At 41.0% G+C, this 22088-nt stretch carries 20 protein-coding genes and 1 pseudogene; 17 read left to right on the forward strand and 4 right to left on the reverse strand.

The window, feature by feature from the left end; genetic code table 11:
* Positions 1 to 20: 20 nt before the first annotated feature.
* The gene (locus ACWQ4X_RS15440) at positions 21 to 836 is read right to left on the reverse strand and encodes a toxin-antitoxin system YwqK family antitoxin (protein WP_457904225.1); all 816 of its coding nucleotides are present in this window, start codon (positions 834 to 836) and stop codon (positions 21 to 23) included.
* A 280-nt stretch (positions 837 to 1116) separates the two neighbouring features.
* Here ACWQ4X_RS15440 and ACWQ4X_RS15445 point away from each other — a divergent pair.
* Positions 1117 to 1286 (forward strand): annotated as a pseudogene (locus tag ACWQ4X_RS15445) (KAP family P-loop domain protein); the annotation flags it as partial.
* Positions 1287 to 1384: 98 nt separating this feature from the next.
* Positions 1385 to 1918, forward strand: coding sequence for a hypothetical protein (locus tag ACWQ4X_RS15450; protein WP_457904226.1), 534 nt, complete (start codon positions 1385 to 1387; stop codon positions 1916 to 1918).
* Positions 1919 to 2024: 106 nt separating this feature from the next.
* On the opposite strand, the gene uvrA is transcribed toward ACWQ4X_RS15450, so the two are convergent.
* The gene (gene uvrA / locus ACWQ4X_RS15455; protein WP_457904227.1) at positions 2025 to 4856 is read right to left on the reverse strand and encodes an excinuclease ABC subunit UvrA; all 2832 of its coding nucleotides are present in this window, start codon (positions 4854 to 4856) and stop codon (positions 2025 to 2027) included.
* 242 nt (positions 4857 to 5098) lie between these two features.
* Between uvrA and ACWQ4X_RS15460 the strand changes: the two genes are divergently transcribed.
* The 3 genes from ACWQ4X_RS15460 (at position 5099) to ACWQ4X_RS15470 (ending at position 7108) form a co-directional block, all read left to right on the forward strand.
* Positions 5099 to 5701: a TetR/AcrR family transcriptional regulator gene (locus ACWQ4X_RS15460; RefSeq protein ID WP_142767590.1), complete on the forward strand. Its 603-nt coding sequence runs from the start codon at positions 5099 to 5101 to the stop codon at positions 5699 to 5701.
* Between the two features lie 3 nt (positions 5702 to 5704).
* Positions 5705 to 6682: a zinc-binding dehydrogenase gene (locus tag ACWQ4X_RS15465; protein WP_457904228.1), complete on the forward strand. Its 978-nt coding sequence runs from the start codon at positions 5705 to 5707 to the stop codon at positions 6680 to 6682.
* A 72-nt stretch (positions 6683 to 6754) separates the two neighbouring features.
* Positions 6755 to 7108 carry a DUF1304 domain-containing protein gene (locus ACWQ4X_RS15470; RefSeq protein ID WP_100241217.1) on the forward strand — a complete coding sequence of 118 codons (354 nt, stop codon included), beginning with the start codon at positions 6755 to 6757 and terminating at the stop codon, positions 7106 to 7108.
* A 59-nt stretch (positions 7109 to 7167) separates the two neighbouring features.
* Here the strand turns inward: ACWQ4X_RS15470 and ACWQ4X_RS15475 are convergent, their stop codons facing one another.
* Entirely contained in the window at positions 7168 to 7542 is a 375-nt protein-coding gene (locus ACWQ4X_RS15475) for a hypothetical protein (RefSeq protein ID WP_457904229.1), read from the reverse strand.
* 259 nt (positions 7543 to 7801) lie between these two features.
* Here ACWQ4X_RS15475 and ACWQ4X_RS15480 point away from each other — a divergent pair, with 259 nt between their 5' ends.
* Positions 7802 to 8143: a GlpM family protein gene (locus ACWQ4X_RS15480; RefSeq protein WP_457904230.1), complete on the forward strand. Its 342-nt coding sequence runs from the start codon at positions 7802 to 7804 to the stop codon at positions 8141 to 8143.
* A 66-nt stretch (positions 8144 to 8209) separates the two neighbouring features.
* Here ACWQ4X_RS15480 and tenA read toward each other — a convergent pair whose 3' ends face one another.
* A complete protein-coding gene (tenA, locus tag ACWQ4X_RS15485) occupies positions 8210 to 8884 on the reverse strand; it encodes a thiaminase II (protein WP_374527615.1) in 675 nt (224 codons plus the stop codon).
* 212 nt (positions 8885 to 9096) lie between these two features.
* Between tenA and ACWQ4X_RS15490 the strand changes: the two genes are divergently transcribed.
* The 11 genes from ACWQ4X_RS15490 to ACWQ4X_RS15540 all read left to right on the forward strand — a co-directional run.
* The gene (locus ACWQ4X_RS15490; protein WP_457904231.1) at positions 9097 to 10182 is read left to right on the forward strand and encodes a DUF475 domain-containing protein; all 1086 of its coding nucleotides are present in this window, start codon (positions 9097 to 9099) and stop codon (positions 10180 to 10182) included.
* Positions 10183 to 10333: 151 nt separating this feature from the next.
* Entirely contained in the window at positions 10334 to 11698 is a 1365-nt protein-coding gene (locus ACWQ4X_RS15495) for an MFS transporter (protein ID WP_161932908.1), read from the forward strand.
* Positions 11699 to 11749: 51 nt separating this feature from the next.
* The gene (gene ssb / locus ACWQ4X_RS15500; protein WP_457904232.1) at positions 11750 to 12349 is read left to right on the forward strand and encodes a single-stranded DNA-binding protein; all 600 of its coding nucleotides are present in this window, start codon (positions 11750 to 11752) and stop codon (positions 12347 to 12349) included.
* A 155-nt stretch (positions 12350 to 12504) separates the two neighbouring features.
* Positions 12505 to 13731 (forward strand): tyrosine-type recombinase/integrase, encoded by a 1227-nt coding sequence (locus ACWQ4X_RS15505; RefSeq protein ID WP_457904233.1) that lies wholly within the window; start codon positions 12505 to 12507, stop codon positions 13729 to 13731.
* A complete protein-coding gene (locus tag ACWQ4X_RS15510) occupies positions 13724 to 15280 on the forward strand; it encodes a site-specific integrase (RefSeq protein WP_457904234.1) in 1557 nt (518 codons plus the stop codon). Before ACWQ4X_RS15505 ends, ACWQ4X_RS15510 begins: the two co-directional genes overlap by 8 nt.
* Positions 15273 to 17399, forward strand: a complete 2127-nt coding sequence (locus ACWQ4X_RS15515) for an integrase (protein WP_457904235.1) — start codon at positions 15273 to 15275, stop codon at positions 17397 to 17399. Before ACWQ4X_RS15510 ends, ACWQ4X_RS15515 begins: the two co-directional genes overlap by 8 nt.
* Position 17400: 1 nt before the next feature.
* Positions 17401 to 17817 carry a hypothetical protein gene (locus ACWQ4X_RS15520; protein ID WP_168397430.1) on the forward strand — a complete coding sequence of 139 codons (417 nt, stop codon included), beginning with the start codon at positions 17401 to 17403 and terminating at the stop codon, positions 17815 to 17817.
* A gap of 135 nt (positions 17818 to 17952) precedes the next feature.
* Positions 17953 to 18111: a hypothetical protein gene (locus ACWQ4X_RS15525; RefSeq protein ID WP_017396150.1), complete on the forward strand. Its 159-nt coding sequence runs from the start codon at positions 17953 to 17955 to the stop codon at positions 18109 to 18111.
* A gap of 98 nt (positions 18112 to 18209) precedes the next feature.
* On the forward strand, positions 18210 to 18461 hold the full coding sequence (locus ACWQ4X_RS15530) for an antitoxin Xre/MbcA/ParS toxin-binding domain-containing protein (RefSeq protein WP_457904236.1): 252 nt from the start codon (positions 18210 to 18212) through the stop codon (positions 18459 to 18461).
* 66 nt (positions 18462 to 18527) lie between these two features.
* Complete coding sequence (locus ACWQ4X_RS15535; protein ID WP_107908890.1) at positions 18528 to 18707, forward strand: hypothetical protein; 180 nt, start codon at positions 18528 to 18530, stop codon at positions 18705 to 18707.
* Between the two features lie 256 nt (positions 18708 to 18963).
* The coding region (locus ACWQ4X_RS15540; protein ID WP_457904237.1) for a restriction endonuclease at positions 18964 to 22088 on the forward strand (3125 nt) is incomplete at its 3' end.

The raw sequence follows: 22088 nt of genomic DNA on the forward strand, positions 1-22088 counted from the left end.
TCATATGCTGTTATTCAGAATTATTCTTCATCTCGATAGCTATTGATACAGCTTTTACTCGCGAGAGCTTTACCTGCTGCACTCCAACACTGCGCTTGAATAATACTGCCTGCATCATAGCTTAACACCGCTTCTGGTGTGCCATCTTCGTGCCAGATTTCATAGCGGTTTTGTCGAAGTCCGTTACGGTATTCACCGCGACGTTCCAGTTTTCCATTTTGAAACCATTGTTTCAGTTCACCGCGCATCACGCCATGTTCAAAACGCACGTAGCTCCACGGTTTACCATCGGCATACCAGCGTTGTTTCATGCCATCCTGCATATCATCTTTATATTTCATGGACAGAGCCAATTGTCCGTTCGAGTGCCAAATGCGGTAGTCACCTTCCGTGACACCGTGTATTGCATTTGATTCTTGTTCTTTTAAGCCGTTGGCATGCCAAAAAGTGAGTTTGCCATGGTAGATCCCATCTTCATAGTCAATTTTGCTGCGCATTTTTCCATTGGGATAAAAACTTTCAAAAGTTCCTGAGCCTTGTATTTGATCTGGAAAATGCACCAAATGTTCACATTCACTGGCTTTGCTCGAAGGCTTTTGCGTGGTGACAAATCCAGAGGTGAGGGGGCTGTGGTCGGCATAGAAATATTGCACCAACCATGATTTGGAAGAACCAGCTGCTTGAATATTGGGTGTGCATTTGGGGTGGTCTTGCCATGGGTCATCACTGCCATTGGATTCTGAGGTGAAAACAATCATATTTTCATTCATATAGCCATCGGCAAAGGTGTGTAGGGAAGCAAGTCCCAAAGATATGCTAAGAAGGAGTGCTTTCATGATTTTGATTATGTAATTGAGTTATTGAAAAGTCATAGGGCTTCTGTTTTGATTAGAGCCGAGTCGGATTTTACGTGATTTGAATTTAAATTGAGAAATAGAATTTAGATTTTGGTGTTAAGTGATTTGAATATCAGTCTGATTCTTTATCACGTCCTTATATTCAAGTAGCAGTTTTGAATTTAGTTGCGTAGGAGTTGCCTCACTTTTGACTGGGCAAAAGTGACAAAACCCATGTCGCCTGTCATGTGATTGATTGAACTTAAATGTTATAGGTGTGGATATAGTATTAATTGAATTGATGGTGGAATTTGCAGGTAAATTAGAAATTCATAATTTTCGGTTTTCCAGAAAGTGATCAAGCTGTATAAGGAATTTAGAAAGCAGTTGCCTAGAGAAATTGCTTATTTAACCAAGGAAATTATTCTAATAACCGCGAATCGCGGATGGTGAAGATCATAACCATGATCACGATAGTGATGAATATATTGAAGATACAGATTTAAAAGCAGATTTTGAAAGTTTTGAACTTTAGGATTAATTTAATAATGAAAACTGTAAAGATAATAATTGGTGCATGCATTTTGCTAAATAGTATAAATTTACATGCAGAGAGTGCTAAAGAATGTATGAAATATTGGAGCGAGCCAGCAGTACAAGCAATTGTATTGGAAGATGTTCAGTGTTCTGATATATGGGAAGATAACTTTAATAAAGAAAACAAAAAAATAGCAAAAAAAATTGGCTTTGATTTAAAAGATAAAAATTGGATATCTACAGGAACATGTAACCATATTCAGTATAAAAATAAAAATTATTATATTTATTGGGTGGAAATGAAACATAATAAAACTGATCTTATCATGATTTATAATGACGTTAACTCATTCGCATATTCAAGAGAAATAGATCGCAACAAAATTAAAGGTGGGTTTAGAAAAGAAGATTCCGTAGATGTGAAGTTATCTTGTAGCAAAGTTGGAGAAGATGTAAATATTGTATCGGCTTTAAATGGGTATTTATTCAAAGAAACATCTATTAGTAATATTTCTAAATATAAAATTAATGACAGATTTAAATAATGAAAAAGGCCATAGAGTTTGAAGATGGGTCAGTACAAGATGGATTTAGAGATCGCTAGATTGAAACGATCTCTATGAATCACACATCTTATGAGCCCTTTTAAAATCACTTCAACAACGGTTTTAAGAACCGTGCTGTATGTGAAACTTTATTTTTCACCACTGCTTCTGGCGTACCTTCAGCAATAATCTGACCGCCACCCGCACCACCTTCAGGACCTAAGTCAATAATCCAGTCTGCGGTTTTAATCACATCCAAATTATGCTCAATCACCACGATGGTGTTCCCTTTGTTGCGTAGCTCATGCAGGATGTCGAGCAACTTGGCAATGTCATGGAAATGCAGACCAGTGGTTGGTTCATCCAGTACGTACAAGGTTTTACCTGTATCGCGTTTTGCCAACTCACGTGCCAGTTTCACACGCTGTGCTTCACCACCCGAAAGGGTTGTGGCTGACTGACCGAGACGGATATAACCCAAACCGACTTGGTTTAAGGTTTCTAAACGACGGTGAATGACTGGAATGGCATCAAAGAAATGCATCGCATCTTCAACGGTCATGTCCAACACATCAGAAATGTTTTTGCCCTTATAACCGACTTCCAAAGTTTCACGGTTATAACGTTTGCCATGGCAGTTATCACACGGTACATACATATCGGGCAGGAAGTGCATCGCCACTTTAATCATGCCGTCACCTTCACAGGCTTCACAGCGTCCGCCTTTCACGTTAAAGGAGAAACGACCCGCTGCATAACCGCGCGCTTTGGCTTCAGGAGTTTGCGCAAACAACTCACGAATTGGGGTAAATAAACCCGTATAAGTAGCAGGGTTCGAGCGTGGCGTACGTCCAATCGGGCTTTGGTCAATATCCACGACTTTATCGAGGAATTGTAGACCATCAATCGAGTCGAACTTCTCCGCAGTGAGTGTGGTTGCACCGTTCAATTGAGTCGCAGCCAATGGCAATAGGGTACGGTTAATCAGGGTGGATTTACCTGAACCCGACACACCTGTGACACAGGTCATCACACCCAGTGGAATCGTCAGATCGACATTTTTCAGGTTGTGTCCCGCAGCACCCATCAATTTAATTTGCTCATCTGGACGCGGTGGTTGCGTACGCTGGGCAGGCACGGCAATTTTGAGTTTACCCGACAGATATTGTCCTGTGAGGGAATCTTCATGGCGTGCCAATTCATCTGCCGTACCTTCAGCAATGATCGCACCGCCATGCACGCCCGCGCCTGGACCAATATCAATAATATGGTCGGCTGCGCGAATCGCATCTTCATCATGCTCAACCACCAATACGGTGTTGCCGAGGTCACGCAAGCGCACCAAGGTTTCCAGTAGACGGTCATTGTCACGCTGATGCAGACCAATCGAAGGTTCATCCAACACGTACATCACGCCCATCAAACCTGCACCAATTTGTGAAGCCAGTCGAATACGCTGTGCTTCACCGCCCGACAGGGTTTCTGCAGAACGGGAGAGGCTGAGATAGTTCAAACCCACCGACACGAGGAAGTGCAGACGTTCGCGGATTTCTTTGAAAATCTTGTCAGCAATCTCACCTTTGGCACCCGTTAAATTCAGGGTTTGGTAATAGGCTTCGGCATCGCCAATCGACATTTTGGTGATTTCGGCAATGGTCTTGTCTTTGACGCGCACATTGCGGGAAATTTCGTTTAAACGCGAACCACCGCAGGCATCGCAGGCGGCATTGGACAAATACTGCGCCAAATCATCACGCACATAGTTACTCTCGGTTTCGCGGTAGCGACGCTCGAGGTGCGGTAAAATCCCTTCAAACGGTTGTACGCGGTTGTGTTTGCGACCACGTTCATCGATATAACTCAGGTCGACTTTTTCTTTGCCTGTGCCGTATAAAAACTTTTTCTGGGTGTCTTTGTCCAGTTCATGCCACGGAGTATCCAGCGACAATTCAAAATGATCCGCGACTTTTTGAATCATACTGTAGTAATACGGACGTTGTCTGTCCCAACCGCGGATTGCGCCCTGACTAATCGACAGTTCTGGGTTGGGAATCAGTTTGTCGGCACTGAAATGGCTACGTGTGCCTAAACCATCACAGACTGGGCAGGCACCAAAGGGGTTGTTAAATGAAAACAGGCGTGGTTCCAGTTCCGCTACGGCACGGTCACATTCAGGACAAGAGTGCTTGGCTGAAAAAACCCGGTCTGGATGTTCACTTTTCATCCATGACAGGACGGCAATATCACCACCTAAACGCAGAGCGGTTTCAAAACTTTCTGCAATACGGTTGCCCAAGTCATCTCGGACTTTAAAACGATCGACCACCACTTCAATGGTGTGTTTTTTCTTTTTGTCCAGTTCAGGGGGAGAGTCAATATCAATAATCTCGCCATCTACACGCGCGCGGACAAAACCTTGGCTTTGCAACTGTTCAAACAGGTTGCTGTATTCGCCTTTACGCTCTCGCACTACAGGTGCAAGCAACATCAGCGCAGTACCTTCTTCAAGGGCTTTGACTGCATCGACCATTTCCGAAATGGTTTGCGCCACCATCGGCAGATCATGTTCAGGACAGAATGGCGTACCGACACGCGCATACAGTAGACGTAAATAGTCGTAAATTTCGGTAATGGTGCCGACGGTAGAACGCGGGTTGTGGCTAGTCGACTTCTGTTCAATCGCAATCGCGGGACTTAAGCCTTCAATCGAGTCGACCTCAGGTTTTTCCATTTGCGATAAGAATTGGCGTGCATAGGCAGACAGCGATTCCACATAGCGACGCTGACCTTCGGCATACAGGGTATCAAAGGCAAGGGAGGATTTACCTGAACCTGAAAGTCCCGTAATCACCACAAACTTGTCGCGGGGAATATCGAGGCTCACATTTTTTAAATTATGGGTACGCGCACCTCGAATACGGATATGACTTTGGCTCATGAAAACATCTCAATTATGTGCAAATAGAAACTTATATGATAACGCTTTAAAATTGTTCAAGTCTGTTGTGTTGATTTTTAAGCGACACAGCATGACGGATGAATTATCCCTGAACACTGTAGCAGAGTATAGCGCGCTATTATTAACATTCATTTGCCGCAGTGGCTACTCAAGCAAGAGATCCTGCGTCAGTTACATAAAATTACTAGACGACTGGTCTAATACTGAATTAAAGTGAACGCATGAAACGATCAAGCAAAAGTGAAGCTACTCGTCAGCATATTCTGGACACCAGTTTTCCACTGGTTCTCCATAAAGGCTTTGTTGGCGTAGGGCTGCAAGAAATCTTAAAAGCATGCGACGTGCCGAAAGGTTCGTTCTACCATTATTTTGCCTCCAAAGAAGCCTTTGGTTGCGCCCTGTTAGAGCAGTACATCATTGACTACAGCAAGCAGGTGGAGCAGCTATGGCAACTGACCGATGGCAGTGCCTATGCGCGTTTGATTGCGTTATGGCAGGCATGGATTGAAGACCCGATTCATGGTGGCTGGGCGGAAAACTGTCTGATTGTGAAATTAGCGGCAGAAGTCTCCGACTTGTCTGAAGATATGCGTCAAATCCTGAATTTCGGCGTGAGTAAATTAATCGAACGGGTTGCTGCTTTGCTTGCAGAAGGGCAGCAGGAAGGGTCGATCCCCGCACATATTCAGCCTGTGAAAATGGCGCAAGTGATGTATCAATTGTGGTTAGGCGCAGCCTTACTGGCCAAACTGGCGCAAGACAAAGCCCCGTTGCATTTGGCGCTGGAAACCACACACAACCTGTTACAACCCATGAAGGATTAACCCATGCGTAGTATTATTCATCGTAGTTTTGGCGAATTTGCCGATGTCTTAGAACAGGCAGAGATGCCACAACCCGAGCCGAAAGCGGGTCAAGTCCGTCTCAAAGTGATTTTATCGCCCATTCATAACCATGACGTCTGGACGGTGCGTGGCAGCTATGGCTACAAGCCTGAATTGCCTGCGATTGGCGGTAGTGAAGCGGTAGGGATTATCGATGCGCTGGGTGAAGAGGTTACAGGATTTGAATTGGGACAACGTGTTTCTGCCGCAGGCATTCATGGCAGTTGGGCAGAATATTGTCTGGCACCCGCAGGTGCACTGATTCCTTTACCCGATGCTATTCCCGATGAATTGGCAGCGCAGTTGATAGCCATGCCACTCAGTTCTTTAATGCTGCTGGATTTTGCCAATTTGCAGCCAGAGCAGTGGATGGTTCAAAACACAGCCAATGGTGCCGTGGGTAAAACGGTGGCGATGATCGCACAAGCGCGTGGTATTCATGTGATTAACTTGGTGCGTCGCCAAGAAGCGGTTGCCGAAATGAATGCACTAGGTATTCAACATGTGGTGGCCACCGATCAGGCAGACTGGAAAGCACAAGTCAAAGCCATTCAGGGGGAGCAGCCGTTGATGGTCGGTGTCGACTCGATTGGGGGCAAAGCCAGTGGTGAGTTACTCGGCCTATTAGGTGAAAACTCCTTGTTGGTGTCTTTCGGCAGCATGACGGGGGAAACCATGCAGATTGAATCGGGTGATCTCATCTTTAAACAAGCAACGATTAAAGGTTTCTGGGCGAGTGTTGTGAATCAGCAGATGCCTGCGGAACGTAAAAAAGCCTTGGTGATGGAATTATTAACCCTCGCAGCGCAGCAGAAACTCACCTTGCCTGTCGAAGGTGTGTATGCCTTTGATCAAGTGACGCAAGCGGCACAAAAAGCCACTCAAGATGCGCGCCAAGGTAAAGTATTGTTTAAGCCTTAAGATGAAAAAGACAGGAGTGAGCCAAAGGGCTCACTTTTGCCATCTCACAGAAAACAACAAAGGAAAATAAAAATGCTGGGACAAATTTTAGTGGGACTGATCGCCCTGTTACATGTCTATATTTTGGTGCTGGAAATGTTTTTATGGGACAAACCCTACGGTTTGAAAGCCTTTGGTAATACACCTGAAAAAGCCCAATTGACCAAGGTCATGGCACAAAATCAGGGCTTGTATAACGGCTTTTTGGCCGCGGGTCTGTTCTGGTCTTTAGTGGCACCTGCAAGCTACGCTGTGGCTCTGGCAAACTTCTTTTTAGCTTGTGTCTTGGTGGCAGGGATGTATGGCGGACTGACTGCCAGTAAAAAGATTATTTATATACAGGCCGTACCTGCGTTGTTGGCCTTATTGGCGGTCAATTTACTTTAAAGCGGGATGGTAGTTGAGGTGTAGCATGTGCAGTGCAAAGCACCTCTGCTGGGGTTGACTTAGCAGGCTAGGTCAAACGTGCGCTCAAAAATAGATTCTATCGATTCAAAGGCATGACAGCGCGGAATATCATGATGTTGCCGTGCATAATGATTAATTTCTTGTTCTAAGATTTGTAGAAATTCATTGTAGTGTTGTTCAAAATCATCGACATAGAGCAAGTCGATACGTTGGTTATAGATACAGCTAAATTGTGCAATAAAGTCCAGCATGCGCTTTTGAATATGTGGGTTGGTATGGTAAATCAGATAGGTGGCAGCAGAACCGCAATGCAAACAGCCTTGTTCCAGATAAATTTCTTCACTATTCAGCCAGCAGCATTGCAAGGTAAAAAACGCGCGAATGGCTTCAGTGCCTAAAGTCGCTTGTTGCATATCTAAAGCCCTCGAATTAATCTACTTATTTGTAATGAGAATCATTATTGTTTAATAGGGCGTAAAAGTCTAGTCGGTTTTGTTGTTCAAGATGTAAAGATATTTTGGCGGACAGTAACTGCACGGAAGGCGTGCCTTATGGGATGATGTGGCTCAATCAAATGAATAACAGTGGATTTGTGCTAAATGGATCATGCAAAAATGCGGGTTCAGGCGCAGAATAACCTGCATCAACTGATGCGGTGGCAAAGAATAAAAGATGTGGGCGTTATTTCTAAAATGTATCTTGGGCGCAGCGGTCGTTCTGCTGATCTCTATTTTATCGAAAAGTAAGGCATTTTATATTGCAGGCTTGGTGCCGCTATTTCCAACCTTCGCTTTAATTGCCCATGTGATTGTCTTTCAGCAGCAAGGTGCAGCCGCCTTGCAAAAAACTGCCTTGTTTGGGCTATGGTCACTGATTCCCTATGCCATTTATTTAGTGGTGGTTTATGTGCTGGCAACACGTATTTCGATGTGGACATGCTTGGGTGTGGCGACGTTGAGTTGGATAGGGGCAGCAGCAGTTTTGATTTATGCGTGGCAATGGCTGCAAAGTTAATGCAGGGTGCTGCCCCTTAGCTACTCAGGCAAGGAGAGCACCATACTCGGGCTATAGATCAAGCGATTAAAGCAGATCTAAACCATGCCACTGTTTTTGCTGGTAAGCACTGTCCCAGAACAACCATTCCAGTTTGGCACCCATGCGATACGCCGCATGCATTTTTTCTAAGGTGTCGGCATCACAACGTGCCGCCACTTTATTCACAGTCGCAATCACATTGCGGACAGCAAGATTAAAATCTTCGCCAGCATAGGTATCAATCCATGCTTGATACGGATTGTTCGGCACAGAATGCTGCACAATATCATTGCCGACTTCGGCATAAATCCAGAAACATGGCAGTAAAGCTGCTAGTACCACAGGATAACTTTCCGACCATGCGGTTGCGGTTAAAAATGAGGTGTAGTGATGGCATGCGAGGGTCAGCGGGGTGGTTTCAAATTGCTGCTTGCTGACATCAAACTCTTGCATAAAACTGTCATGCAGACTGCGCTCGACCACAATGGCAATTTTGGCCGCTTCGGAAAATTGCATCACATCATCGGCTTCATAGGCTTTGGCAGCACAGACTGCAAGTGCGCGACCATAGGCCAATAAATAATGCGCATCCTGAATCACATAATGGCTAAAAGCTTCACGGCTCAGCGTGCCGCGTGCCAGCTCTTGATTAAAAGGCAGGGCTAAGGTTTGTTGATATAAGTCCAGATTACGCTGCCACAATTGTTCAGAAAAAAGCATCACGGTGTCCTTCATTCTCTTTTCGATTCTTGGCGCCTAGACTAACCCAAGCATGGGCAATACACGACCCTGATTTTGTAGTTGCGCGGGTTGCTGGATAAAAAATAGCGGAACAATTTTGGTTTGGCGTATAAACGCGGCATAATAACGCGCATAAATTCTAAAGCTGTAGTCAGGCTATAGCGCTCTTATTATCCATAGGTCACTTCGTTATGATGAAACATTTTGGTTTCTCTATCTTTTTTACGATTGTGTGTCTTGCCATTTCTGCTTACTGGGGCTTTACCCATGGTCCAGAAGCGGGTTTGAAGACCATGTTTACTGCCTTGACCATTACCGCCATTTTGGCTGTGATGGAAGTGTCTTTGTCCTTCGATAACGCGGTGGTCAATGCGTCAGTCTTGAGAGGTTGGGATCATTTCTGGAAAATGATTTTCTTAACGCTTGGGATTGTGATTGCCGTGTTTGGTATGCGTCTGGTATTCCCAATTGTGATTGTTGCAGTCACTGCGGACATGGGCATGCTCGAAGTGGTCAAAATGGCACTCAATGAGCCACAGCAATATTCTGAAAAATTGATGGCACATCATGCTGAAATTGCGGCTTTCGGTGGTGCGTTCTTGTTACTGGTATTCCTCAACTTTTTTCTGGATGAAGGCAAAGATACGCATTGGTTCAGATGGCTGGAGCACCGCTTAAGTAACTTGGCGAATGTGCCTGCGATGTCGGTATTTGTGGCCCTGATTGCATTGTTGATCATGGCTTCTAATGTCGATGAGGCGAAACGCTTGGTGGTGACCATGGCGGGCATCTGGGGCATCGTGATTTATATCGGGGTGCAAGTCCTCAGTCATTTGCTCGGGGGTGAACCTGAAATTGACGAAGACGGTAATGCTGTGGCACATGATGCCAGTGGTGCATCGACAGGGGTGATTAAAGCGGGCTTAGGTGGATTTATTTACCTAGAAGTGCTGGATGCTTCGTTCAGTTTCGATGGGGTAATTGGTGCTTTTGCGATTACTTCGGACGTGGTCATCATTATGCTGGGTCTGGCAATTGGCGCGATGTTCGTGCGTTCCATGACCATTTATTTGGTTGAAAAGGGCACGCTGGATGCCTATATCTTCCTTGAGCATGGTGCACACTATGCCATTGGTGCCTTAGCGTTCATTATGTTGGCGAGCGGTACTGGGGTACATATTCCAGAAGTAGTCACGGGTCTGATTGGTGTGGCCTTTATTGTCTGGGCAATCATTGCCTCGATTCAATACAGCAAACGCCAAGGGCAACACGGCTAAGCTTTTTCATGTGAACGAAATGTCCACAGAGTAGAATCAAGGGTGCATTGAATTGCGCCCTTTTTTCTTGAGATAATTCCAGAATCGCAACGCATTCATGTCCGAATGTTGTAGCATAGCTCCCAAATTCAACGCCATTAAGTCTATTGATATGATGAATTCCTTAGAACGCCGCTCGACCTTTGCCTTAAGCAGTATTTTTGCCTTGCGCATGTTGGGTTTGTTCATGATTATTCCAGTCTTTTCTGTGGCTGGTCAGTCGTATCAATACGCTACTCCTGCGTTAATTGGTTTGGCCGTCGGGGTCTATGGTCTGAGCCAAGCCATTTTACAAATTCCATTTAGCCTGATTGCCGACCGTTTTAGCCGTAAACCTTTGGTGGTGCTGGGGCTGTTATTGTTCGCCATTGGTGGTGCCGTTGCCGCGATGTCCGACACCATTTATGGGGTGATTATTGGACGGGCGATTGCAGGGGCGGGCGCCGTTTCTGCAGTGGTGATGGCATTGCTGGCGGATGTTACGCGTGAAGAACAGCGCACCAAAGCCATGGCGGCCATGGGCATGAGTATTGGCTTGTCCTTTGTGGTGGCGTTTAGTTTGGGACCGTGGCTGACCAGTCTGGTGGGCATTTCGGGGCTGTTCTGGGTCACGACCATTATGGGTTTGGCCGCGATTGCGATGTTGCTGTTGGTGCCGAAAGTGACCCGTCACCATAAAAATTTCCAGCAAGGTTATTTGGCGCAATTGAAGCAAGTGCTGAAAATGCCTGATCTCAATCGTCTGCATGTGTCGGTCTTTACCCTGCATTTGTTGCTGACCGCAATGTTTATTTATGTGCCTTCACAGTTGATTGAGTTTGCTCAAATTCCGTTGGCAAAGCATGGTCTCATTTATTTACCGCTGCTGGTGATCAGTCTGTTTTTTGCCTTTCCAAGTATTATTGTGGCGGAAAAATATCGCAAAATGCGCAGTATTTTCCTGACCGCGATTGCAGGCATTATTCTCGGTTTAATCACCCTGATTTTTGGTTATGAATCGAAATATATCTTATTGACTGGACTGGGTTTATTTTTTATTGCCTTTAATGTCATGGAAGCCTTATTGCCGTCTTGGTTGTCTAAGGCAGCGCCAATTCAGTCCAAAGCCACTGCGATGGGTGTGAATGCCAGCAGTCAGTTTTTAGGGGCCTTTTTTGGCGGTACGCTCGGCGGTCAGTTATTGATGCTGAATAACACCGCAATGGGTTGGAGTATCCTGACCGCTATTGCTATAATTTGGTTGCTCATTAGTTTTGGGCTGGCTCAGCCGCGTTATCTTTCATCTATTGTGTTGCGTTTACCTGAAAGCAAACAAACGGATGAATGGACTTCTCAGCTTTTGGCAATTCGTGGTATTGAAGAAGTCGTGGTGATGTCGGACCAGCATGTGGCGTATATAAAAGTAGATAAGCAGCGCATTGATGAAGCTGCGCGACAACATTTAACGCACTTGTTGGGGAAAGAGGTAGCCATTTAAGCATAACTCTTATAAAGTAAAATATAGAAACAAATAGGATGAAGTCAGCAGATGCGTGGTGTAAATAAGGTTATTTTAGTTGGAACTTTAGGTCGTGATCCTGAAACGAAAACTTTTCCAAATGGGGGCTCGCTTACTCAGTTTTCAATCGCAACTAGCGATTCTTGGACTGACAAAAGCACAGGTGAACGTAAAGAACAAACGGAATGGCACCGCATTGTGTTGCACAACCGTTTAGGTGAAATTGCACAGCAATATTTGCGTAAAGGTTCTAAGGTGTATATTGAAGGTTCATTGCGTACCCGCCAGTGGACAGACCAAAACGGACAAGAGCGTTATACGACTGAGATTCGTGGTGAGCAAATGCAAATGCTCGACTCGAACCGTCAGCAAGGCGAAGGTGTTCCAGGCGATAATGCTGGTTTTAACCAACCGCGTTTTAATAATAACCAGAGCAGTGGTTATGGCAATAACACAGGTTATAACAACAATAATAACAACCAAGGTTATGGCACCGCAGGCGGTTTTAACAACAATCAGGGCGGTGGCAACCAAGCGGGTTATGGCAACAATAATCCGGGTGGCTTTGCACCAAAAGCGGCGCCAGCAGCACCTGCTCCCGCAGATTTAGATGATGACTTACCGTTTTAGTACACCCTAGAGACTATGTTTTGTAAAGTTTATTAAATTATTCTTTATTAGCAGTTAGTTACAAATAAAATTTACAGATACCAGAAATGGTTCTGTAAATTTTTTTATTTATATCTTATGATATTTAATACTTAGATATTTTGTTAAATTTAATTATGATGTCTGTTAAAAGATTTGTAATGAGTAGTGGAGAGAGATTTGCTGTTCTTTTGAATAGTGATGGTGTTCCTATGACTTATCCAAATTTATATACGATCATTCATCTAAGAAATCGTGGTCAATCAATCAATACAATTTCTGCTATTTTGGAAGATATTAAGTTGCTCTTTCAGTTGTTGGATAAGTTAGGAATTGATTTGGAACAAAGGATAAAAAGTAAAGATTTTTTAAAATTAAATGAAATCGAAGCTTTAGTAAATTTAACCAGTTTCAATCGCAGTCGATTAGGTGGGGCAGATTCAAAAAAAAAGATCATAAGTTTTCCAAAAAGTAATAATAAAGAGCGATCTAGAGCAAAATTGGTTGTTACTCAGGACTATGTATCTAAACAATTAATATATAGGCGGTTAACTAATTTTGCTGAATATATTGGATGGTTTGAGACGCATCTTCATTCATCAGCAATAACAAGTACAAAACGTTTGTTAAAATCTCGTAGACCTCGTAAGTCCATGGATATTCAGTCTGAATACAAATCTTTTGATAGTGATCAATTAGATAAAATTTTAAAGGCAGTTGATCCGGATAATCAGAATCGTATCTGGACTTCAGATTACCTTACATATAGGAATGAGCTAATTATCTATTTGTTTTTATATCTTGGATGCCGTAAAGGTGAATTATTAAATTTAAAAATTACAGATACAACCCGCTCTAAAGGTGGTACATCGTATCTTACTATTAAGCGTAATCCTCATGATGGAAGTGATTCTAGGCTATATCAACCGTTGGTTAAAACTAGAAGTCGATCAATTGCAGTCAATCAAAATCTGAAGAAAAAATTAGAAACTTATATTTTGAATTATAGGTCAACAGTACCTAATGCAGAGCTAACTGACTTTTTGATTTTATCAAATAAAGGTCAGCCACTTTCAATCAATGCTTTAAATAAAATCTTTTATGAAATTTCTAAAACTGTCCTATTTAATGTACATGCACATGCATTTAGACATACTTGGAATGATAAATTTTCTGAGAAATCGCAACTTTTAGTGGCAACAGGTCAAATGACTGAAGCTCAAGTTGAAAATGATCGTGCTTATCTGATGGGGTGGATACCTAACTCACAAAGCGCAAGAAGATATTCAAGACGTGCAGAGAATAATCGTGCCGTAGAAGTTGGCTTAAGTATCCAAGAAAAATTTGAGGATGAAAATGAATAAATCAATTCGAATCGATAGTTTAGATAAGTCGCAAAATACTTTTACCTCATTTAAAGGTTATAAAGTTGATATTTATGATGATATATGGGTGTTAGATATTAATCAGCAAGTAAATATGTCGAATCTCTCGAAATTTTCGGAGGACGTTAGGTCTGATGTTTTAAATACCTTTGTACACTTTGCTAAATATAGCTCAAGCACACATGCTACAGAAATGATCCGCTATGCACTTAAGTATCCCGATCTGACAGGAGAGTCAGAAATTACTTTAAAAGGAATTTTAGAATATAAAAACTATTATAATGATAAAAAATACGAGTATAAGTTAGCAAAATTTAGAGTCTTTTTAAAAAAACTCTATGATTTGGGTTATTCCTCAGTAGATGGTGAAATTTACGATTTAATAGATTCATGGAGATTAAGTGGCAATGACAAAGGAGTAGCAGTCCTTTCCCTTGATCCAGATGAAGGCCCATTTAGCTCATTTGAATTTCAAGCAATTATCACTAGAACCAACGAATATTTAGCAGAAAATAAGATTTCTTATTACGAGGCTGCTCTAATTCGTGTTTTTTGTGCGACTGGTAGACGACCAATTCAAATTTCAGGATTAAAGGTGAAAGACCTATATGTGTCGGATAAATATAATTTTAATGATACAAATGCAGTTCATATCCTTAACATTCCGAGAGCTAAAGTTAGAGGTGCTAGTGGATTCCGATTTGCTTTTAATGAAGTGGGAATTCGGGAAAGTATTGCGAAAATCTTATTTGAACATATTCAAATTTTAAAACAGAAATTAGCAAAGCAAATAAAGCGAGAAGTATCTGAACAGGAGCTTTCAGAGTTACCAATTTTCTATGATATTAAGGTGTTAGCCAATCTAGATTGGAGCAATGAAAAAGAAATTTCTCAAATTTTGCCAACAGAAATTATTCATTTACCTACTATCAAATTAACTCAAATATTGAGAGATGCTGTTCAAAAACTTGGTGTCCGTTCAAGAGAAACCGGTAAACCAATACATATCACTGCATATCGGTTTCGCTATACGCTTGGAACAAATGCGGCTAGGCAAAAAGCAGGTGTGAATGTCATTGCAAAGCTGTTAGATCATCATGATACGCAAAATGCACACTGTTATGTACAGAGTGTTCCTGAAATTGCACAACAAATCTCATCCATCATGGATGAAAGCTTACGCAAATATGCAGATGCTTTTCAGGGGAAAGTTGTAAAGGATGAGATTGAGGCCCAATCACAAATTAAAGATGCGAATAGAATTTCTTCTGTAGAACAAGATTGTGACGTTGGTTCATGTGGTACAAATCAATACTGCAATGATTATGCACCAATCGCATGTTATCTATGTAGCAAGTTTATGCCTTGGGCAAATGCACCTCATTATTTGGTTCTAGAGCAATTAATTAAAGAGCGAGATGATCTAATTGCGATGGGTTGTAGCCTTGAAGTCGCTGCCGTGAATGACCGAACAATTATTGCCGTTCAGCAAGTAATTGATGCTTGTAAGGAGTTCAACCATGGATAATTTAATATATTTCCCATCTGACAAAGTTCAATCTCCTTACTCCGAAATAAAGCGGTTTATTGATTTTGTTAAACAATTATCTGAATTAAATGAAGATATTAAATTTGATGAGAATTATTGGAAAGGCGAAGTAAACTTTGTCAAAACAGGTATTCCATCCAAAGATAGATCACCTGAAAATCTTTTGCATCATTCAATTCTAGAATTTGCCAAAGCGTATGTTAAGTATCAGAGAATTAAGAGTAAGTTAAAAACCCAAGATACAATTCGTTCAATTCGGGCAATAGAACAAATATGTTTAGACCGATATGGTGAAGTTGATTTAACTAAATTGGTTATTGCAGATTTTGACTTAGCTGCTGAAAATGCAAAGGAAAACTATAAAGCAAGTTCTGCTTATCATGTGGGTAGACACCTAAAGATTCTTTTAGACTTTCTTCGCCAATTAAAAATATTAGCTTTACCAGATTGGAAAAGTCCAATTAAAAAGCCTTCTGAAAAATCAATTGTGTTAGATGCAGAGTCAGAGGAACATCGAGCTTCTAAACTTCCTGATGAGGATGCGATTTTTGCATTAGCTGATATTTTTTCACGGAAAGATTCAGAACTGTCAGATAGAGATATTTTTGTCACCAGTGCTGTGAGTTTGCTTCTAGCTGCGCCTGAACGAGCATCAGAGCTATTTTTCTTAAAGCATAATTGTATCCATGAGGAAGAAGTCCAAACGCTTTCTAAGAGCAGTTTAGGGCTTATAGCAGATGATTCCAATATAGAGAAAGTATTAGGTATTAGGTGGTATGCTCAGAAAAATTATGGGCATGACATTAAATACATTCCAAGTGCCATGATCCCAACGGTAAAACGGGCTATTGAACGTTTGATTACTATGTCAGAAAAGCCTAGATATTTAGCATATTTACTTGAGACAAGTGAAAAATTTCCTAGGCATGAGTTGTGCCCTGATGTTGCTGATAATAAGTTGCTTAGTTGCGTAGAGGTTTTAAGGGCTATGGGATTTGATGAATCCTTATATTCAACTACTAGAAACGCGCGTATGGCTGCGTTGAGTTTTTTACGAGTTAGGGGAATACCAAGTGAAGACTATGTGGTTAGTTTAGAGGATCTAAACAAAATTCTTCGAAGTAGATTACCGAAAGGTTTCCCTTATGTACCTTTTAGTACGGGTAATGGCGTACAGGTTAAATGGTCAGAAGCTTTGTTTTGTTGTTTCAGAAACCAATTCCATAGTTATTATGCAACTATTTTCTCAGAATTATGGATACCACATATTGATACTTTAAATGAAGGCTTATCTCCCACCAAAAAAAAGAAGAAAGGAAGTGATGAGTTAGCAAATGTTCAATCCATTTTCCAACGATGGGGATATGGTGACTACAGTGTGACTACACATCAATTTAGGCATCTTCTCAATACGATAGCAAATACCAATGGAATGGATAGCATGTTACTCGCTAAATGGTCAGGGCGGGCTGATATGAAGCAAAATCGAGTATATGACCATACTTCGGTTGAAGATCGTAATTTTAGCTTAATTGAGATGCAGAAAAATGAGGTTGGTAAAGTAAATACTGATAGTACATTTACATTCCAAATAGCTACACCTCGAACTCTACAAGAGCTAAATACCAAAACAACATTGTCTATGCACACTACCGAGTTTGGATTTTGTACACATTCTTATATTGATGAACCCTGCCTAAAGTATAGAAATTGTCTTAATTGTACGGAACATGTCTGTATTAAGGGGGATGAAGAAAAGAAAAAACGGCTTCAAGATCGACTTAGAAAAGAAAAAATCTTATGGGCAAAGGATAAGGAAGCTGTTAGTAAAAATGTAACTGGTGCAACGGTCTGGTTGGGGACTAGAGAGCTTACGATTAAACGTTGTGAACAGTTAATTGCCCTACTAGATGATCCAAACATTCTTGATGGAACGCCTTTAAGTTTGCCGCCTTCGGAAGATGTTACACATCTTGATTTAGCGTATCAAAAAGCAGGTCGTAAACGTATCCCCGTTATTGAGAATACTCAACGGAAAAAGATAGAGGATGAACCACATTTGCTCAGTCCTGCATTGCAAATGGATTTATGGATTTGATATGGCACAGCATTTAACCGATAAAGACATTGAGAATATAGTTGAGCTTCTTGATTATTGGCCTTTAGATCAGAAATTGACTTGGGAGCGGCTATGTCAGGCCATTGAGCTACAGCTCGAATTTGTGCCTGCACCAACTCGTCAAACTTTACAGAAATATGTGCGTATTAAGACTGCCTATGATCAATGCAAAAAACCACAAGTGTCAAAGGTTAAAAGCATTACAACACAGAAACTACCTGCTAGTTTAAAAATTGCTCAAACTAAAATTGAAGCTTTGGAGGTTAAGAATGCCAGACTGGAAAAAGAGAACGCTTTGTTGTTGGAACAGTTCGTAGTGTGGCAATACAACGCCTATAAGTATGGGCTAAGTATTGCTAAACTAAATGAGCCGATGAGTAAAAAAAGTTCTGACTGAATTGGTCAAGGTTGCTTTGCAAAAGGCAACGTAATAATAGATGAACCAGACTAGCAATAAAGTAATCAAAATTGATGTCTACGCTCCTCTTTCTGGATTTTAGGAATTGGAAGACACGATGAGAATGAGGAAATAATGGATATTAAACCAATTAGAAGTGATGATGATCTTACGAATGCTTTTATTCGCTTAGAAAATATCTTTCAGGCAGATGAAGGAACGCCTGAAGCTGAGGAAATGGAAATTTTAGTTAATCTTATTGAAGCTTATGAAGACAAATATTACCCAATCTAATGTAGAGTCTAAAGTAGTGTTAGCAAAATCCTTGCTTAACACTGCGGATCAGCTTGGCCTGAAAGAGGCACAGCTTGCATCTGTGATTGGGGTGCATTGTGACACTATCAGTAGTTTTAAAGCCAATCCTGAAGTCGACCCTGCGACTAAAGCAAGGAGAACTGGCCATATTGCTCATTGATATTTATCGTGCAGTATATGTACTCAGTGGTGGAGATTCAGAATGGATTCACTACTTCATGAATTCCTATAATGAAGCGACCAAAGGAGTTCCAATTGAGCAGATTCAAACTATTAGTGGCTTGACCACAGTGCTACATTTTGTTGACTCAGTTCGAGCGAAAATGTGATTTCTATAAAGAGATTATGTGTATTAGAATTTAATTCTATTGTTATGAAACTCTGAGAGATGCAGCATGGTTAAACGTTTTAAAGACTTTATGACTGAAAATCGCAAGCCTCGTCCTCCTTCGATGAGTCAGGTTGTGCCAATGCAATTTGGAGATGATGAAGCTTCAATGCGTGTAATGATGCATGCCGCTAATCGTGTAATAAGTAAGCATCTAGTTGAACTTAAAAAGCTTGCCTACAAATGACATCAACTTTTGTCGTTACTGCCCATGATGTAATCTTATACATGGCTCAGGCGGTAAAATGTACAGTCTAAAGCCTAGATAATATGTGTATTTAATAATTCTTCTTTTTCACATACTGTTCTTATTTTTATTAGTAGAAAAATTCAAAAACCTTATATTTCCTAATGCCTTTTTTATAAATATGTTAAATTTCACATCAATATATTTTTTAAATTTTAGTGTAAAAAACACTTAAAATTTTTGGAGCTTATTCAGAATGTCAGCTTTAACTAATTTACTTCAATCTATCGAAAAAATTACACTTACAAATAGAGATAAAGGCACTTCATTTGAAAATTTGATGGTTCAATATTTTTTGAATGAGCCTAAATATGCTGAACTTTACACAGAAGTTTTGTCTTATGCAGATTGGGTGGAAAAGTACGGTGAAAAGTTAAATATTACTGATAAACGTGACTATGGTATTGATCTAGTTGCGGTAACGATGGGTGGTGAATTTCATCCAATCCAGTGTAAAAATTACAACACTACAAAAATTCAGAAGAAAGACATTGATAGCTTTTTAGGCGGCTCTGGTAAATCTTATTTTGCGTATCGCTATATCGTAGCCTCAACGGATGATTGGACTGATAATGCTAAATCGTCTTTAGTTGATGCAAATCCACCTGTTGCAACTATTTCATTATTAGATTTAGAAGGCAGTTTAATTGACTGGTCACAGTTTAATTTTGATTCAAATGTGAAGCCTATATTTCGTAAAAAAAATAGTTTAAGAGATCATCAACGTCCCGCATTGTCGGCAGTCAAATATGGATTAGCTGAGGCAGATCGAGGCAAGCTTATTATGGCCTGTGGTACGGGTAAGACCTTTACCTCTTTGCGTATTGCTGAGGAACTGGCAGGTCGTGGTAAAAATGTATTGTTTCTAGTCCCTAGTCTTGCATTACTTAGTCAAACGCTTGATGAGTGGACTCAACAAACATCATTAGGTATCCGCAGTTTTGCAGTTTGTTCTGATAGTGATGTTGGTAAGAAAAAAGATGATGACAATATTGTAGTTGGGATTAGTGACTTAAAATTCCCTGCTACAACCAACCCCCAAAGTTTAGTTAAGGCATTTAAGGCAAGAGATTTATTTAAACCGAATGAAGCGAATGAGGACATGAATGTGGTTTTCTCAACCTATCATTCAATTGATGTCATTGCAGAAGCTCAAAAAGCAGGATTCCCTGAATTTGATTTAATTATTTGTGATGAAGCACACCGTACCACAGGTGCAACTTTTGAGGGAGATGATGAATCCAAGTTTGTGCGTATTCATAATAATGATTATGTACAAGGCAAGAAACGTCTATATATGACAGCTACTCCTCGTATTTATGGTGATACAGCTAAAGAAACAGAAGGTGTGACACTTTGCTCAATGGATGATAAATCGCTGTATGGTGACGATCTATATGTCATCACATTCTCGCAAGCAGTAAAAATGGGCATTTTATGTGACTATAAGGTAATTGTACTTGCTGTTGAAGAAAGTCATATTAATCGTCAATTACAAGGCTTATTAAAAGACGAAAATAACTCTCTAAAAGTTGATGATGCTGCAAAAATTGTTGGCTGTTGGAAGGCCCTCGCTAAACACGGTTTATCTAATCCAGATGGTACAGCAACAAAGCCAATGGAGCGTGCGGTTGCCTTTTGTCAGGTGATTGAAAAAGAATATAAAGGCAAAAAACATAAAGTTAGTTCTAAGCAAATTACTGAAATGTTTAGTGCTGTTGTTGAAGCATATCAACAAGCAGAAATGGATCATTTATATAGAACAGAAGAAGACCCTTATATTGATCCTTCATTAAAGCTAAATTGCCATGTGAAACATGTTGATGGTGGTATGAATGCAACCGAAAAGAAAGAAAAAATTACTTGGCTAAAAGAACAAGCACCTGAAAATACCTGTCGTATCTTGTCTAATGTACGCTGTTTATCAGAAGGTGTGGATGTTCCATCACTTGATGCCGTTCTTTTCCTGACCCCACGTAACTCACAAGTCGATGTAGTACAGTCTGTTGGACGTGTAATGCGTAAAGCGGAAGGTAAGCAACTTGGTTATGTCATTTTACCAGTCGTAATTCCTGCGGGTGTAGAGCCTGAACAGGCGTTAAATTCTAATGAAGCCTACCGTGTAGTATGGCAAGTGCTCAACGCTCTACGTGCGCATGATGACCGCTTTGATGCGATGATCAACAAGTTAGAGTTTAATGGCAAAGACGTATCTCGCATGGAAGTTATTGCGGTTGCTGATAAGGTTGTTAAAAAGGCTAAAAAAGCCAAACCCAAAGGTGATGAAGGTGAAACAAACACAACAGGTTTAAGTGAAGGTAAAAAACGAAGGGGTACAGCACAAGCCAGAGGCGGTTCGTCTATTGGAACAGCCGCAACTCCAATACCAGTTCAAGAGGAAATGGTATTTGAAGTCGGCGAGATTGAACGTGCTTTATATGCCAAAATCGTAAAAAAATGCGGTAATCGCCATCATTGGGAAGATTGGGCAAGTGATGTCGCAAAAATTGCCAAAACACATATTGACCGTATTCAAGCCATTCTTGAGAATCCTGCTAATACAAATGAAATTGCAGCATTTAATGAATTTGCACATGAACTACGTGATGACTTAAACAATAGCGTATCTGATGCTGAAATCATTGAAATGTTGGCACAGCATTTAATTACTAAACCTGTATTTGATGCCCTATTTAAAGATCATAGCTTTGCTGAACACAACCCAATGAGTTTGGCAATGCAGAAGGTGCTAGATGCACTGAATGAACATCACTTAGAAAAAGAAGCAGATACGCTTAATTCATTCTATGAATCCGTTAAAATGCGGGCAGAAGGCATTAATACTGCCGAAGGTAAGCAAAGCATTATTTTAACGCTTTATGATTCATTCTTTAAAAATGCCTTTCCACGTATGACTGAAAAATTAGGGATTGTTTATACCCCCGTTGAAGTCGTAGATTTTATTATCCATAGTGTCAATGATGTACTCAAAAGCGAATTTGGTAAAACCTTTGCCGATGATAATGTCCATGTACTCGATCCATTTACGGGTACAGGCACGTTCATCAACCGTTTACTCCAATCAGGTTTAATCCCTACGGATCGTTTGACCTATAAATACAAAAACGAAATCCATGCCAATGAGATTGTTTTATTGGCGTATTACATTGCTTCAATCAACATTGAAACCGTATATCACGATCAAATGAAAACGATCAACCCCGACCTTGAATATGCACCATTTGAAGGTATTTGTTTAACAGATACCTTTGAAATGTACGAAAAAGAGGATTTGGTCAGCAAGGTTTTAGTGGATAACAG

Source organism: Acinetobacter sp. NigerLNRRAM0016 (genome assembly GCF_054112845.1).